The organism is Streptomyces sp. NPDC058401 (assembly GCF_042722885.1).
Taxonomy (GTDB): domain Bacteria; phylum Actinomycetota; class Actinomycetes; order Streptomycetales; family Streptomycetaceae; genus Streptomyces.
This window is the reverse complement of the sequence record NZ_JBHXKA010000001.1, coordinates 1-15,463: the sequence shown is the minus strand read 5'-3', so window position 1 is coordinate 15,463 and position 15,463 is coordinate 1. Positions and strand designations below refer to the sequence as shown.

Genomic DNA, 15,463 nt, shown 5'->3' with positions numbered 1-15,463 from the left:
CCCTTCTCAGCCCCTGGGGGCGCCCCGACCGTGGGCGGCCCTGCGGGAGAAGCGGCTGACCCCGCTGAGCGGGGCCCGGCCGCCTCCGGAGAGGGCCATGGTGAGGAGTCGACGGGGAGGGGCGTGGAGGGCGTGTGCCCGTACCCGGGGGCGGAGGGCGAGCCCGGGGCGTCCGAAGAGGGCACGGAACCGCCCCCCGCGCCGTGTGGCGTGACCGGGGCCGCTGCCGGCATCGCCGATGGAACGGCGGGCGTCGGCTGCCGCAGCGCGGCGGCGGGCGAGGAATCCGATGACGCGAGCGGACCAGCATGCACCGGCATCGGCATCGGCATCGGTGACACGGGCGCGGGTTCGGCCGGAGCGCGCACAGGCCGTGGCGGATCGCTGGCCGCCGAAGCCGACCGCACGGAAGCTTCCGACGGCAGCGGCGAACCCAGCCGACCAGCAGCTGTCGACCGCGTCGGCGCGGAGGCAGGCGACCCATCCGGCGGCGGGGGGACGGACTCAACGGAAGCAAGCGGCGACCGTGTCGGATTGGCCGCGGCGGCGGGCGCGGGGAGCGGTGCGCCCAGCCGATCAGAAGCCTCCGTGTGCGGAGGGGCGGGGGCAGTCGGAGAGTCCGCTGACGCGATCGGACCAGCCGGCATAGGCGGCGGTGTGAGGTCGGCCGGAGTGCATGGGGGCCACAGCGGACCGGAGGCTCCCGACGCGGGGGGAACCCGGAGGGCGGGAAACACCCATGGTTCGACGGGCATCGGCACGGGCGGCGCGGACTCGGTCGGAGCAAGCGGGGACCGTAGCGGACTGGCGAGTACCGACGGCGGGTTGGAGGACCCCGGCGAAGTGTCGAGCGGAGGGGGCCCGGTCTCAGCGGTGGCCCGAGCGTGTGGGGAGCCGAGCGGAGCCGGGGGCGATGCGGTGGCAGCGGTTGGATTCTGTGGCGGCTGTGGGGGGTTGACACGTGGCTGCACGGAGGCGGGCGGCGGGAGGGTGGACCCCGTGGGGGCGACGGGCGAGGCCGACGGCAGCGTGAGCGTGGTCGGAGGAAGGCTGGTGTCCAGAGCTCCGGGCTGCGACACCGTGCACGACGCCGACGGGAGGTCAGCACCCGAGGTGCCCTGCGGCAGCACAGTGGGGGGCGCCGGCGGGAGGGTGCGGTCCCCCGCAGCGGGCGGCAGCACCGTCGACACGGCGGACGGGGACGGGGCCGATGAGTGAGTGAGACCCGGGCCGCCGGGCGGCGGCACCGCCGGGAGCCCCGCCGCGAGGGGGGAGTCCAAGCCGCTGGGCGACGGGACCGCAGGGACGGTGGGACCCACGGCGCCTGGGGGCGGCGCCGTCGGAGTCAACGACGGGAGGTCGGGGTCCAGCGCATCGGGGTGCAGGACCGACTGCACCGTGGACGGGGCCGACCCGTGAGTAAGGCCCGAAGCGCCCGGCGGCGGCGCCTTGGGGGCCGCAGAAGAGAGGGCGGAGTCCAAACCAGGCGGCGGGACCGCAGTAGGGGTGGCGCCCAAGGCCCCGGGCGACGGCACCGTCGGGGTCTGCGACAGGAGGGTGGGGTCCAAGCCGCCGGACGGCGGCACCGCGGCTGCCGCCGCCGGAAGCGCGGAGTCCGGGGCGCAATGCGGCGGGACCGGGGGAACGCCGGGATCCGAGGCACCGGGCCTCAGCAGCGTGGGGGGTGCTGCCAGGAGGGCTTGGCCCAGGCTGCCGGGTGCCGGCACCGTGGGAGTGGCCGGCGGGAGGCCCGGGCCCGAGGCGCCGGGGAGTGGCGACGTCGGCGGGAGAGCGGGGCCCGCCGCGCCGGACGGCATCGACGTCGGCGGGTCCGATGGGAGGGCCGTGCTCGGGGCGCCGGCCCGCAACACCGTGGGGACCGCCCCCGGGAGAGCAGCACCCAGGTCGCCGGACGACAGCACCGTCGGCACGTCCGACGAGAGCGCGGAGTCCGAGGCACCGGGCAGAGTCACGGCCGGCGGGAGGGCCGAGCCCGAGGTGCCGGACAGGGGCGGCGGCGAAAGGGCCGAGCCCGGGGCACCGGGCCGCAACACCGTGGGGACCACCGCCGGGACGGCAGGCCCTGTGGCGCCGGACGGCAGCACCGTCGGCATGTCCGGCGGGTGGGCCGAGTCCGAGGTTCCGGACGGGGGCGGGGTAGGCGGGAGGGCCGCGGTCGGGGCGCCGGACGGCAGCACCGCGGGCACGTCCGACGGGAGGGAAGGGGTCGAGTTGCCGAACGGGGCCAGGGACGTCGAGTGGGCTGAGCCCGGGGCGCCGGGCCGCACCCCTGTGGGCATGGCCGGCGGGAGGGCCGAGTCCGAGGTGCCGGACAGGGGCGGAGTCACCGTCAGGACCGAGCCCAAGGCGCCGGACGGCGGCACCGTGGGGACCACGGCCGGGAGGGCAGGCCCCAAGGCGCCGGACGGCGGCACCGTGGGGACCACGGCCGGGAGGGCAGGCCCCGAGGCGCCGGACGGCGGCACCGTCGGCACGTCCGACGGAAGGGCCGAGCCCAAGGTGCCGGCCGGGGGCGAGGTAGGCGGGAAGCCCGCGGTCGGGGCGCCGGGCCGCAACACCGTAGGGACCGCCGCCGGGAGAGCCGGCCCCGAGGCGCCGGACGGCAGCACCGTCGACACGTCCGGCGGGAGGGCCGCGTCCGAGGTGCCGGACGGGGGCGGAGCCGCCGGAAGGGCCGAGCCCGAGGTGCCGGGCCGCGACACCGTGGGGCCCGCCGACGGAAGGGCAGCACCCGAGGCGTCGGGCGGCAGCACCGTGGGCGAGTCCGACGGGAGGAAAGGGCTCGAGGTGCCGGGCGGTGGCGGGGGCGTCGAGAGGGCCGAGCCCGGGGCGCCGGGCCGCAGCACTGCGGACACGGCTGGTGGGAGGGTCGAGTCCGAGGTGCCGGGCGGGGGCGGCGGCGTCGAGAGGGCCGCGCTCGGGGTGCCGGGTCGCAGCGCCGTCGGCACGTGCGACGGGAGAGCCGGGTCCGAGGCACCGGACGAGGGTGCGGTAGGCGAGAGGGCAGCGACCGAGGTGTCGGACCGGGGCGGGTCCGTCGGGTGGGCCGCGACCGGCCCGCGGGACGGCAGCGCCGTGGGCGCAGCCGTCGGAAGGGCCGAGGCCATGGTGCCTGGCGACGTCGGCGTCAGGCCGCCGGGCGGCAGCGCCGTGGACACGGCCGTCGGAAAGGCCGAAGCCGGGGTGCCTGGCGACGTCGGCGTCAGGCCGCCGGGCGGCAGCACCGTGGGGGCGGTCGCTGAGAAGGGGGAAGCCGGGGTGCCTGACGAGGTCGGCGTCGGCGTCGGGCCGACGGGCGGCAGCGCCGTGGACACGGCCGTCGGAAGGGCCGAGGCCATGGTGCCTGGCGACGTCGGCGTCGGGCCGCCGGGCGGTAGCGCCGTGGGCGCGGCCGTCGGCGGGGCCGAAGACGGGGGGCCTGGCGAGGTCCGCGTGGGGGGCGGGCCGGCGGGGGGTGGTGGCGTGGGGGCGGTTGGTGGGAGGGGGGAAGTCGGGGTGGTGGGGGGTTGGGCCGGGGCCGGGGTGCCAGGTGGTGGGGAGGTCGGGTGGAGGGGGTCGGGCATGGGGGTCCTTAGCGGCGGGTGGCGGCGGTGAGGGCGTCGGCGAGGCGGTCGAGGACGGCCGCGGCCTGTTCGTCGGTCAGGGTGAGAGGGGGGAGGAGGCGCACGACGCTGGAGTGGCGGCCGCCGAGTTCGACGATCAGGCCGCGGTCCAGACAGGCCTGGCGGACGGCCACGGCCACCGCGGGCGAGGCCTCCCCGGTCTCGGGGTCGGCCAGTTCGACGCCGATCATCAGCCCGCGGCCCCGTACGTCCGCCACGCACGGGTGCGACGGGATCAGGCCGCGCAGGGCGGCCAGCATGTGCGCGCCCAGGGTCCGCGCGCGCTCCGCGAGGCCGTTCTCCCGGACGTAGGCCAGCGTCGCGGTGCCCGCCGCCATGGCGAGCTGGTTGCCGCGGAAGGTGCCGGCGTGGGCGCCGGGGGCCCACTGGTCCAGCTCCGCCCGGTACACGATGACCGCGAGCGGCAGGCTGCCCCCGATGGCTTTGGAGAGCACCATGACGTCGGGGACGACCCCCGCGTGGTCGACCCCCCAGAAGGCACCGGTGCGCCCGACCCCCGTCTGGACCTCGTCGGCGATCAGCGGGATCCCCCGCGCCGCCGTGATCTCCCGCATCCTGCGCAGCCAGGCGTCGGGGGCGGGGTGGACCCCGCCCTCTCCCTGGACGGGTTCGACGATCATCCCGGCGGGCGCGGGCACCCCGCTCTTGGGGTCGTCCAGGAGGCTCCGCGTCCATCGGGCCGACAGCTCCGCCCCCTCGGCCCCGCCGACGCCGAACGGGCAGTTGCGGTCCTGCGGATACGGCAGCCGGGTCACCCGTACGTCCGCGGCCCCGCCGGAGACGGCCAGCGCTCCCGCCGTCATGCCGTGGTAGGCGCCCGTGAAGGCGAGCATCCCCGACCGGCCGGTCGCGGTGCGGACCAGGGTGAGCGCGGCCTCCACCGCGTCCGTTCCGGCCGGTCCGCAGAACTGGATGCGGGCGTCCGCGGCCAGTTCCGCCGGCAGGTTGGCGAACAGCTCGGTGGTGAAGGCGTCCTTGACCGGGGTCGCGAGGTCCAGCACGTGCAGCGGGGCCCCCGAGTCGAGGACTCCGCGGATGGCTTCGAGCACCACCGGGTGGTTGTGGCCCAGCGCGAGGGTTCCGGCACCGGAGAGGCAGTCGAGGTAGCGGCGCCCGTCCGCGCCCTCGATGGTCAACCCCCTTGCGCGCACGGGCACGATGGGCAGGGAGCGCGCGTACGTCCGTGCCGCGGACTCCCGTTGCGCCTGCCTGCGCAGGATCCCCTCGCCCGCGGCCGCGCCGAGCAATGCCCCCGCCCCCGCCAACTGCCCTGTCTCCGCGGCCCGGTCCGCCTGCGCCGGGACCTGCTCCCCTGCCGTGGCCTGCTCGCCCGTCCAAGCCGTCAAAGGCACGAGTGTCGCTCCTCCCGCACGGTTGCCCTTCCGGGGTGCGCTTCGAACACCCACGCTGCTCCCCCATCCCCCGTACGTACCAACGACGGTGGCGGCGGCGGATCACGGGTGGGCCCAAGATCCTTGTCCGGCCCGGGTTGCGGCGTCCCGCGCCCGAGGTACGACGCCCCGCGTGCGGGTTACGGCGTCCCGCACCCGCGTTACGGCGTCCCGCGAACCCTTTCCGGCCCGCGGGGAACCGGTGCCCCGGGCTGTGCCGTCCCCCACGACAGCGGCATAGTGGGGTGCTGCAACCCAGGCGCCCGCCTACCCAGGCACCGTCCCGAACCAGGGGCCGTCCCGAACCGGGCACCGTCCCGAACCAAGAACCATCCAGGGGGATTCACGACATGCGACCGATCCGACCGGTCACCGCGATCCTGTGCTCGGCCGCGCTCGCCCTGACCGCCGCGGCGTGCGGGCCCGGCGACGGTGAGACCGACGCCAAGCCGACCGTGGCGGCGAGCCTGCCCACCAGCCTCGACGGGGTGAAGATCCCGGACGGGCTCAAGGACAAGCTCAAGGAGCACGGCATAGACCTGGAGAAGTGGAAGGGGGGTGAGTGGAAGAACTGGAAGAAGGAGGACTGGCTCCGCGAGGCGGGCGACTACATCAACCCGATCATCGAGGACCTCTGGGACCCGGACCGGATGCGCGATGCCTCCAAGACGCCGCAGCCCCCCGCCGTCGACCCCGATGCGGGCAAGGACCAGGGCGTCACCGACCCGACCCCGGCTCCGGTGGCCGCCAAGGCCGCGACTCCTCCCTACCACCAGAGCGTCCCCGCCTCCGGCAAGGTCTTCTTCGACGGGCCCGAGGGATCGATGGTCTGCTCGGCGACCGTGGTCAAGGACCCGGCGCACCCCGGCAAGTCCAACATGGTCTGGACGGCCGGCCACTGCGTGCACGCGGGCAAGGCCGGCGGCTGGTACCGCAACATCGCCTTCGTCCCGTCGTACAACAACAGCGGCAAGACCGCGGCCGCGCTCAAGGGTGCGCCGCGCGAGGAAGTGGCCCCGTACGGCGTGTGGTGGAGCGACTGGGCGCAGACCTCCGACCAGTGGATCGCGACCGGCGGCCCGACCGGCGGCGCGGGTGCCCCGTACGACTTCGCGGTGCTGCACGTGACCCCGGAGAAGGGTGGCGGCAAGTCGCTGGAGGAGACGGTCGGTACGGCGCTCCCGGTGGAGTTCAACGCCCCGGCCGCGCCCAAGATCACGAAGATGACGGCCACCGGCTATCCGGCGGCGGCTCCGTTCGACGGCCAGAAGACCTTCCAGTGTGCCGACAAGCCGGGCCGGCTGTCGCTGAACGCGACCGACCCGACGATGTACCGCATCGGCTGCACGATGACCGGCGGTTCCTCGGGCGGCGGCTGGGTCGCCGCGGGCGCCGACGGCAAGCCCGCGCTGGTGTCGAACACCTCCATCGGCCCCGCCAAGGCGGGCTGGCTGGCCGGGCCCCGGCTGGGTCCGGAGGCGAAGGGCGTCTTCGACGCGGTGAGCGGCAAGTTCAAGTAGCCGTATCGGCGCACCACCACACGACCGAGGGCCCCCGCTGCTGCGGGGGCCCTCGGTCGTTCATCCGGTACGCGTGCGTCAGTGCTTCGCGAGCACGTACGGAGCGAACTCCGACGCCAGTTCGGCGTGTACCCGCGCCTTGAGCAGGGTGCCCTCCTCGATGTGCTCCTCGGAGATCACCTCGCCCTCGGCGTGCGCCCGGGCGACGAGCCCGCCGCGCGTGTAGGGCACGACGGCCTCGATCTCGATCGCCGGCCGCGGCAGCTCGGCGTCGATGAGCGCGAGGAGTTCCTCGATGCCCTGTCCCGTGCGCGCCGAGACGGCGATGGAGCGCTTCTCGATGCGCAGCAGGCGCTGGAGCACCAGCGGGTCGGCCGCGTCCGCCTTGTTGATCACCACGATCTCGGGCACCTTGACGGCGCCGACCTCGCGGATGACCTCGCGGACCGCCGCCAGCTGCTCCTCCGGCGCCGGGTGCGAGCCGTCCACGATGTGCAGGATGAGGTCGGAGTCGCCGACCTCCTCCATCGTGGAGCGGAACGCCTCGACGAGGTGGTGCGGCAGGTGCCGGACGAAGCCGACCGTGTCGGCCAGGGTGTAGATGCGGCCGGACGGGGTCTCGGCCCGGCGCACGGTCGGGTCGAGGGTGGCGAACAGGGAGTTCTCCACCAGGACGCCCGCGCCCGTGAGGCGGTTGAGCAGCGAGGACTTGCCGGCGTTGGTGTATCCGGCGATGGCGACCGAGGGCACCTTGTTGCGGCGCCGTTCCTGCCGCTTGATGTCGCGGCCGGTCTTCATCTCCGCGATCTCCCGGCGCATCTTCGCCATCTTCTCGCGGATCCGGCGCCGGTCGGTCTCGATCTTGGTCTCACCGGGACCGCGCGTGGCCATGCCGCCACCGCCGCCGCCACCCATCTGCCGGGAGAGCGAGGCGCCCCAGCCGCGCAGTCGCGGCAGCATGTACTGCATCTGCGCGAGTGCGACCTGCGCCTTACCCTCTCGGGACTTGGCGTGCTGGGCGAAGATGTCGAGGATGAGCGCGGTCCGGTCGACCACCTTCACCTTGACGACGTCTTCGAGGGCGATGAGCTGGCCGGGGCTGAGCTCACCGTCGCAGACGACGGTGTCGGCGCCGCTCTCCATCACGATGTCGCGCAGCTCGCGCGCCTTGCCGGAACCGATGAAGGTGGCCGGGTCGGGCTTGTCGCGGCGCTGGATCACTCCGTCGAGTACGAGCGCGCCCGCGGTCTCGGCGAGGGCGGCGAGCTCCGCGAGGGAGTTGTCCGCGTCCTGCACCGTGCCGGAGGTCCACACGCCGACGAGGACGACCCGCTCCAGGCGGAGCTGGCGGTATTCGACCTCGGTGACGTCTTCGAGCTCGGTGGAGAGGCCGGCCACGCGGCGCAGGGCCGCGCGCTCCGAGCGCTCGTACTGGGCGCCGTCCCTGTCTCCGTCGATCTTGTGGCTCCAGGCGACGTCCTCTTCCATCAGGGCGTCGGCCCGAAGGCTCTCGGTGAAGCTCTGCGGATCCGGCGCACCCTGTGCGTCGTCCCGCGCGTCCTGGGAAGGGGAAGAAGAGGAGGTCATTGGATCCTTACGTCGTTTTCGAATGCGTCCGCGTCAGGCGAAGCGGAGCCAAGGCCAAAGCTACTCCCGCGCGTGACATAACACTGTCACGTCCAACGTGTGACACTCCCCCGGGATTCCCCCGGACTGCGGAGGTTCCCCGGTGGTGCCCGGCGCCGGCGCGGCGGCCTCGTCGATGGTGGCATGCCCGTTCCACGGGCGTCACACGCTTTTCGGGGCGCTCCACTCCGGGTGCCCCGGCATGGCGGGGGTCTTCTTCCCGTACAGCCACGGCTCCAGGAACGGTCCCAGGTCCCGGCCCGCCTCCTGCGAGGCCAGCCGTACGAAGTCCGCCGTACCCGCGATCGCGTCCCGGTGCTCCCCCACCCAGCGCCGCTCCACCCGGTCGAAGGCCTTGACCCCGATCTCCTGGCGCAGCGCGTACAGGATCAGCGCGGCCCCGTCGTAGACCGCCGGCCGGAACAGCCCGATCTTCTCGCCCGGGGCGGCCGGCTTGGGCGCGGCCGGGGGGCCGCCGGCCGCCCTCCACTGGTCGGAGCGCTGGTACGCCTCGCGCATCCGCCGCTCCAGGGAGTACTTTCCGAGGCCGTCCGCGTACAGGGCTTCGTACCAGGTGGCGTGGCCCTCGTTGAGCCACAGGTCGGACCAGGTGCGCGGGCTCACGCTGTCGCCGAACCACTGGTGGGCCAGCTCGTGGACCATGACGGACTCGACGTACCACTCGGGGTATCCGCCGCCGCCCGCGAACAGCGCGCTCTCGAACAGCGAGAGGGTCTGCGTCTCCAGCTCGAAGCCGGTACGGGCCTTCGCGATCAGCACGCCGTAGTTCTCGAAGGGGTAGCGGCCGACCCGTGCCTCCATCCACTCGACGTGCGCGGCGGTCTTCTTCAGCCAGGGCTCCAGCCGCTCCCGGTCCGCCGCGGGGACCACGTCGCGCAGCGGCAGCCCGTGCGGGCCGGTGCGGTGGATCACGGCCGAGTCGCCGATCGAGACCTGGGCGAGTTCGGTGGCCATCGGGTGCAGCGTCCGGTACGTCCACGTGGTGGCGGCGCCGGCCCGGCGGGCGGGCAGCGCCCCCGGCACCCCGTTGGCCACGGCCGTCAGTCCGGCCGGGGTGCTCACCCGGAAGGTGAAGTACGCCTTGTCGGCGGGGTGGTCGTTGCACGGGAAGACCCGGTGGGCGGCGTCGGCCTGGTTCGCCATGGCCAGCCCGTCGTCGGTGACCACCCAGCCGCCGTCGCCGCGGCCGCGCGGGTCGCTCGTGTGCCGGACGGTGATGTGGAGGGGCAGGTCCGGCTCCACGGGCCGGGCGGGGGTCAGGACGAGGTCCTCGCCGACGCTCGCGAAGCCGGCCGGCTCTCCGTTGACCTCGGCGGAGGCCACTTTCCCGTGGGTGAAGTCGAGATTGACGGTGTCGAGCCGGGTGAGGCTGCGGGCGTCGATGACGGTGACCGCGTCGAGGGGGCTGTTGTTGTCCTTGTAGGCGAAGGACAGGTCGTACGAGAGCACGTCGTACCCGGGGTTGCCGAGCTCGGGGAACAGTACGTCGCCGATGCCGAGCGCCCTGGGCGGGGGCACGACGGCGGCGACGAGGGTGAGGGAGGCCGCGGCCAGCAGGGCGGCGCGCAGGCGCGGGGAGGTGAGCTGCATCCCCCACCGCTTATCAGCGCCCGGCACGCGCCCGCGAACGGCGCGCGACGGGGCCACCCGAAAGGGGTAGGGCGGGCCGGTTTCCCTGGGGAAGCGGGGGCGCGGAGGCGGGCCCCGGTTCCCCAGGGACCGTCCTACGCCCGGCTGACGTCGTAGACCCCCGGTACGTCCCGCATGGCCCGCATCAGGGCCGGCAGGCCCGTCGCGTCGGGCAGTTGCAGGGTGTAGCTGTGCCGGACCCGCTGTTCGACCGGCGGCTCCACGGTCGCGGAGACCACTTCGACCCCCTCGCGGGCGATGGCCTCGGTCAGATCGGCCAGCAGGTGGGGGCGGCCGAACGATTCGGCGAGCAGGGTGACCCGGCAGTCCGCGGTCGCCCGCCAGTGCACGGCGACGGGGGTCCGCCCCACCGCCCGCATCTGGGCCACGGTCGCGCAGTGCACCCGGTGCACGGTGACGGCCCCGCCGCGTACGACGAACCCCTCGACGGCGTCCGGCGGCACCGGGGTGCAGCATCCCGCGAGCCGCACGGTGGCGTCGGGCAGGTCGGCGACGGCGTTGCCCCCGCCGCTGCGGAGGCCGATCACCGACAGCGGCGCCCTGGGCGCGGCGTCGGCGGGCCGGGCCCCGTCGGGGTGGGACTCCAGCCAGCTGCTGACGGCGATCCGGGCGGCCGGGGTCTTGGCGTGGTCCAGCCAGTCGGCGGTGGGCCCCGAGGAGGCGTCCTGCGCGAGCAGGAGCTGGACGGTGTCCCCGTCGGCGAGCCGGGAGGACAGGGAGGTCAGGCGCCCGTTGACCCGGGCGCCGATACAGCCGTGGGCCGCCTCGCCGTACTGCGCGTAGGCGGCGTCGATACAGCTGGCGCCGGCCGGCAGGCTGATCGTGCCGGGGGCACCCCCGTCGGCCCGGAACACGGTGATCTCCCGGTCCTGGGCCAGCTCCGAGCGCAGGACGTCCCAGAAGGTGTCGGGGTCGGGCGCCGACTGCTGCCAGTCGAGCAGCCGCGAGAGCCAGCCGGGCCGGGTCGGGTCGACCCGCTCCTCCTCGCAGTCGGCCGCCGCGATCGGGTCGGCCGCCGGCGGGCCCGTGTACGGATTGCCCAGCGCCACCACGCCCGCCTCGGCGACCCGGTGCATCTGCCGGGTCCGGACGATGACCTCGGCGACGTACCCCTCGGGCGTGGCGAAGGCGGTGTGCAGGGACTGGTAGAGGTTGAACTTCGGGGAGGCGATGAAGTCCTTGAACTCGGAGATGACCGGGGTGAAGCAGGTGTGCAGCTCCCCCAGGACGGCATAACAGTCCGCGTTCTCCCCCACGAGGACCAGCAGGCGGCCGAAGTCGGAGCCGCGCAGCTCCCCGCGCTTGAGGGAGATCCGGTGCACGGAGACGAAGTGCCGGGGCCGCACCACCACCTCGGCGGAGATGCCCGCTTCGCGCAGGACGGCCCGTACCGAGTCGGCGATGGCGGGCAGCGGGTCGCGCTCGCCCGCGTGGGCCGCGATGAGGGCGCGGGTGTGCTCGTACTCCTCGGGGTGCAGGATCGCGAAGACGAGGTCTTCCAGCTCGGTCTTCAGTGCCTGCACGCCGAGCCGTTCGGCGAGCGGGATGAGCACGTCGCGGGTGACCTTGGCGATGCGTGCCTGTTTCTCGGGGCGCATCACCCCGAGGGTGCGCATGTTGTGCAGCCGGTCGGCGAGTTTGATGGACATGACGCGGACGTCGTTGCCGGTGGCGACGAGCATCTTGCGGAAGGTCTCGGGCTCGGCGGCGGCGCCGTAGTCGATCTTCTCGACCTTGGTGACCCCGTCGACGATGAAGCAGACCTCGGCGCCGAACTCCTCGCGGACCTGATCGAGGGTCACGTCCGTGTCCTCGACCGTGTCGTGGAGGAGGGAGGCCGTCAGGGTCGTGGTTTCGGCCCCCAGTTCGGCCAGGATGAGCGTCACCGCGAGCGGATGTGTGATGTACGGCTCACCGCTCTTGCGCATCTGGCCGCGGTGCGAGGTCTCCGCGAGCAGGTACGCACGGCGCAGGATCGACAGGTCCGCGTCGGGGTGATGGGCGCGGTGCGCTTCGGCGACATGACCGATGGCGTCCGGCAGCCGGTCCCGGGGCGTGGGCCCGAGCAGCGCAGCGCGTCCGAGTCGTCGCAGGTCAAGCCTGGTCCGGCCGCGTCTGCGAAGTTCGGGCAGCGCTTCGGGACGTGCTTCGGGGTTCGTGGCCTCTGCACTCATGGGCACCTCCGACGGCTTCGACCGGCGGTGGTGGGCATGGGGTGCGCCCGCAGGGCCGGTGCCTGATGCTACCGACCCCACCACGTGGCGCAGTCCACCTCTCGCTCAGCGTGAAACGGATCACCCATTAGAGGGAAGCTTCAGACGAAAGCCGTTTCGGTGAGCCAGGCGGGATCGAACTCGCCCTCGGCCACGATCACGGCGGGTCCGGTCATCTCGATCCGCCCGTCGGGGTGCTCGGCGATGACCAGGGTGCCGCCGGGCAGATCGACGGTGTACGCGACGCTCTCGCCGGTGACGGCCGGGTCCGCGCCGTCGCGGCGGATGGCCGCCACGGCGACCGCGCAGGCGCCGGTGCCGCAGGAGCGGGTCTCGCCGGAGCCGCGCTCGTGGACGCGCATGGCGACGTGCCGGGGGCCGCGGTCGACGACGAACTCGACGTTGACGCCCGTCGGGTAGGCGGAGGCCGGGCTGTAGGGGGGCGCGTCCAGCAGGTTCCCGGCGTCGTCCAGGCTGTCGACGAAGGCCACCGCGTGCGGATTGCCCATGTTGACGTTGCGCGCGGGCCAGGAGCGGTCGCCGACGGAGACGGTGACCTCGCCCTCGGGCAGTTCGGCGCGGCCCATGGAGACGGTCACGTCGCCGGTCTTGTCGAGGTGCACCCGCTTGACTCCGCCGCGCGTGGCGACGGCCAGGTCGCCCGGCTCCACGTGCCCGGCGTGCTGGAGGTAGCGGGCGAAGACGCGGACGCCGTTGCCGCACATCTCGGCGATGGAGCCGTCGCTGTTGCGGTAGTCCATGAACCACTCGGCCTCGCCGGCCAGGTGCGCCGCCTCGGGGTGCGCGGCGGAGCGCACGACGTGCAGCACGCCGTCCGCGCCGATCCCGGCCCGCCGGTCGCACAGCCGGGCGACGGCGGAGGCCGGCAGCTCGATGGCGTTGTCGGGGTCCGGGACGATCACGAAGTCGTTCTCGGTGCCGTGGCCCTTGAGGAAGGAAAGGCTGGTCTGCGTCACCCGGCCATGGTACCGAGCCGCGGACGGACGGAGCCGGGCCGCTCCGTTAGCGGAGCCGGGCCACCCGGTACACCGCGAGCGCCACGACACCCAGGGCGACCAGCGCGTACAGCAGGGCGAGGCGCCAGTCGGGGCGCTGCCCCGAGCCGCGGGCCGGGAGCCCCGGCAGGGCGTAGCCCACGCGGCGGGCGGCCATCATGCCCCAGCCGCCCGCGCAGCAGCTGATGAGGAATCCGAGCATGGCGACGACCGCTCCGCCGTCGCCGAACTCGAAGGCGAGCGGGAAGGCGAACATCAGGGATCCGGCCGCGGCCAGCATGACGATGGGGGCGATCTGCCACAGCCTGAGGCGGCGCTGCGGGCGCAGTTCCACCTCGAACGCGGGGGCGGCGGCGGCCTCCGCCTCGGCGGAGTCCGGCGCGTCCGGGCCGTCGGGGCTCAGCCGCGCGGGATCCGCGGGCAGTCCGAGGCCGTCTGCGTCCGCGGGCAGGGCGAGGGCCTCGGCGAGTACGTCGGCGGTCGGCATCGCTCCGCCGGGCAGGCCGTCGCCGTCCGCGAGGGCCTGGTGAAGCGTCGGGTCCGTTTCCCGTCGGGTGTCGTCCCGACCGGTGTCACGAGGGCCGGCCTCCATCGCCACGCGCCCTCCCCACTTGGACTTCGTACGCCGCCGTTCACCGCCGGTGACGGCACCGGCGGAAGTTTGATGATGGCACGCCGTCAGGCCCCGGACGGGCGTGCGGGGCGTCCCGATGCCATCACGTGATCAGGCTGTGACCGCTCGTTCGACCAACGACTGCGCGAGTCCGGCGAGTTCCCCGCGGTCCTCGGCCGCCCCGCTGAGCCAGTGCACCCTCGGGTCGCGGCGGAACCAGGAGTCCTGGCGGCGGGCGAACCGCTTGGTGGCGCGGACCGTCTCGGCGCGTGCCTCCTCCTCCGTGCACTCCCCGGCGAGGGCGGCCAGCACCTGCTGGTAGCCGAGCGCTCTGGAGGCGGTGATTCCGCCCCGCAGGCCCGCGGCCTCCAGCGTGCGGACCTCGTCCACCAGCCCGTCCTCCCACATCCGGTCCACGCGCAGCGCGATCCGCTCGTCGAGCTCGGGCCGGGCCACGTCCACGCCGATCTGGACCGTGTCGTAGACGGACTCGTGGCCGGGCAGGTTCGCGGTGAACGGGCGCCCGGTGATCTCGATGACCTCCAGCGCGCGCACGATGCGGCGGCCGTTGCTGGGCAGGATGGCCTGCGCGGCGGCCGGGTCGGCGGCGGCGAGGCGGGCGTGCAGGGCGCCGGGGCCGCGCAGGGTGACCTCGGCCTCCAGCCGGGCCCGGACCTCGGGGTCGGTGCCGGGGAACTCCATGGCGTCGAGCGCGCCGCGCACGTAGAGCCCGGAACCGCCGACGAGGACCGGCGTACGGCCCTGGGCGAGCAGCTTGTCGATCTCGGCGCGGGCGAGGCGCTGGTACTCGGCGACGCTCGCCGTCTCGGTGACGTCCCAGATGTCGAGGAGGTGGTGCGGAACCCCTCCGCGCTCCTCGGTCGTCAGTTTGGCGGTACCGATGTCCATCCCCCGGTACAGCTGCATCGAGTCGGCGTTGACGACTTCGCCGTCGAAATGACGGGCCAGGGCTACGCCCAGATCGGACTTTCCGGCCGCGGTGGGTCCTACGACGGCGATGACCCGCGGGGCGGGGGCTGCTTTCCTCACCGCACCAGTCTCGCAGCCCCTCGTCAAGGCGCTGCCATGTACCCGATCGAGCTACGTGACGTGGCTGCTTCGGGGTCGTTGCCCTGGCGGGGTTCCGGCGGGCGCGCGCCTGCCGTACGGCGGCCCGCCCACGGCGGAACTTCACTCACACGAGTAACGTTATAGGAGTAGACATGGGCATTTTGGACCGGCTTCTCGGCCGCAAGACCCAGGCGACGACCGAAGAGGCCGTTTCCGCGGATCTGACGGTGGAGTCCGCGACGGCCGACGAGGCCGGGACCGAGCAGGCTGTGGCGGAGGAGAGCGCGGCGGTGGAAGCCGTCGAGATCCCGAAGCAGCAGTCGGCGGAGACCACCGCGGACACCGAGGCCGCAGAGGGTGCCCGTACGTAGCCTCGCTATTGGAAGGTGACCCATGGGCCTGCTGGACAATCTGAAGGCCAAGCTCGCGCCCGCCAAGGACAAGGTCGGCGACCTCGCTGCACAGCACGAGGGCAAGATCTCCCAGAATCTGGAGAAGGTGGCCAAGGCCGTCGACTCCAAGACCAAGGGCAAGTACAGCGGCCAGATCTCTAGCGGCGCGGACAAGGCGAAGGACGCTCTGGGCAAGATCGCGCACAAGGACGCGCCCGGCGGGCCGACGCCGCCGGCCGCTTCCTGACGCGGTCCCGGACCCCGGACTCCCCGGCCTTGCAGAAGGGGCGCGGCACCACTCGGTGC

At 74.0% G+C, this 15,463-nt stretch carries 10 protein-coding genes; 3 read left to right on the top strand and 7 right to left on the bottom strand.

Annotation, left to right across the window (positions count from 1 at the left end):
* Window positions 1-3,592 precede the first annotated feature (3,592 nt).
* Window positions 3,593-4,909 carry a diaminobutyrate--2-oxoglutarate transaminase family protein gene (locus ACFWNV_RS00050; protein ID WP_383938385.1) on the bottom strand — a complete coding sequence of 439 codons (1,317 nt, stop codon included), beginning with the start codon at window positions 4,907-4,909 and terminating at the stop codon, window positions 3,593-3,595.
* Window positions 4,910-5,385: 476 nt separating this feature from the next.
* On the opposite strand from ACFWNV_RS00050, the gene ACFWNV_RS00045 reads away from it, so the two are divergent.
* Entirely contained in the window at window positions 5,386-6,555 is a 1,170-nt protein-coding gene (locus ACFWNV_RS00045) for a hypothetical protein (protein WP_383937922.1), read from the top strand.
* Between the two features lie 78 nt (window positions 6,556-6,633).
* On the opposite strand, the gene hflX is transcribed toward ACFWNV_RS00045, so the two are convergent.
* The 6 genes from hflX to miaA all read right to left on the bottom strand — a co-directional run bounded on the left by hflX (window position 6,634) and on the right by miaA (window position 14,744).
* Window positions 6,634-8,142, bottom strand: coding sequence for a GTPase HflX (hflX, locus tag ACFWNV_RS00040; protein ID WP_383937919.1), 1,509 nt, complete (start codon window positions 8,140-8,142; stop codon window positions 6,634-6,636).
* 201 nt (window positions 8,143-8,343) lie between these two features.
* Window positions 8,344-9,792 (bottom strand): M1 family metallopeptidase, encoded by a 1,449-nt coding sequence (locus ACFWNV_RS00035; protein WP_383937916.1) that lies wholly within the window; start codon window positions 9,790-9,792, stop codon window positions 8,344-8,346.
* A gap of 134 nt (window positions 9,793-9,926) precedes the next feature.
* Entirely contained in the window at window positions 9,927-12,026 is a 2,100-nt protein-coding gene (locus ACFWNV_RS00030) for a RelA/SpoT family protein (protein WP_383937913.1), read from the bottom strand.
* A gap of 140 nt (window positions 12,027-12,166) precedes the next feature.
* Window positions 12,167-13,042 (bottom strand): diaminopimelate epimerase, encoded by an 876-nt coding sequence (gene dapF / locus ACFWNV_RS00025; RefSeq protein ID WP_383937910.1) that lies wholly within the window; start codon window positions 13,040-13,042, stop codon window positions 12,167-12,169.
* A 46-nt stretch (window positions 13,043-13,088) separates the two neighbouring features.
* Window positions 13,089-13,673, bottom strand: coding sequence for a hypothetical protein (locus ACFWNV_RS00020; RefSeq protein WP_383938382.1), 585 nt, complete (start codon window positions 13,671-13,673; stop codon window positions 13,089-13,091).
* A 132-nt stretch (window positions 13,674-13,805) separates the two neighbouring features.
* Window positions 13,806-14,744 (bottom strand): tRNA (adenosine(37)-N6)-dimethylallyltransferase MiaA, encoded by a 939-nt coding sequence (gene miaA, locus ACFWNV_RS00015; RefSeq protein ID WP_383937906.1) that lies wholly within the window; start codon window positions 14,742-14,744, stop codon window positions 13,806-13,808.
* Window positions 14,745-14,917: 173 nt separating this feature from the next.
* Here miaA and ACFWNV_RS00010 point away from each other — a divergent pair, with 173 nt between their 5' ends.
* Both ACFWNV_RS00010 and ACFWNV_RS00005 read left to right on the top strand, forming a co-directional pair.
* On the top strand, window positions 14,918-15,136 hold the full coding sequence (locus ACFWNV_RS00010) for a gliding motility protein (RefSeq protein ID WP_383937903.1): 219 nt from the start codon (window positions 14,918-14,920) through the stop codon (window positions 15,134-15,136).
* Between the two features lie 22 nt (window positions 15,137-15,158).
* Window positions 15,159-15,404 (top strand): antitoxin, encoded by a 246-nt coding sequence (locus ACFWNV_RS00005; protein ID WP_267760959.1) that lies wholly within the window; start codon window positions 15,159-15,161, stop codon window positions 15,402-15,404.
* Window positions 15,405-15,463 lie beyond the last annotated feature (59 nt).

What these genes read in the sequence shown, in the direction of transcription:
- ACFWNV_RS00045 (WP_383937922.1), top strand. Translation starts at nt 5,386, where the DNA reads ATGCGACCGATCCGACCGGTCACCGCGATCCTGTGCTCGGCCGCGCTC.
- hflX (WP_383937919.1), bottom strand. Translation starts at nt 8,142, where the DNA reads ATGACCTCCTCTTCTTCCCCTTCCCAGGACGCGCGGGACGACGCACAG.
- ACFWNV_RS00035 (WP_383937916.1), bottom strand. Translation starts at nt 9,792, where the DNA reads ATGCAGCTCACCTCCCCGCGCCTGCGCGCCGCCCTGCTGGCCGCGGCC.
- ACFWNV_RS00030 (WP_383937913.1), bottom strand. Translation starts at nt 12,026, where the DNA reads ATGAGTGCAGAGGCCACGAACCCCGAAGCACGTCCCGAAGCGCTGCCC.
- ACFWNV_RS00020 (WP_383938382.1), bottom strand. Translation starts at nt 13,673, where the DNA reads ATGGAGGCCGGCCCTCGTGACACCGGTCGGGACGACACCCGACGGGAA.
- ACFWNV_RS00010 (WP_383937903.1), top strand. Translation starts at nt 14,918, where the DNA reads ATGGGCATTTTGGACCGGCTTCTCGGCCGCAAGACCCAGGCGACGACC.
- ACFWNV_RS00005 (WP_267760959.1), top strand. Translation starts at nt 15,159, where the DNA reads ATGGGCCTGCTGGACAATCTGAAGGCCAAGCTCGCGCCCGCCAAGGAC.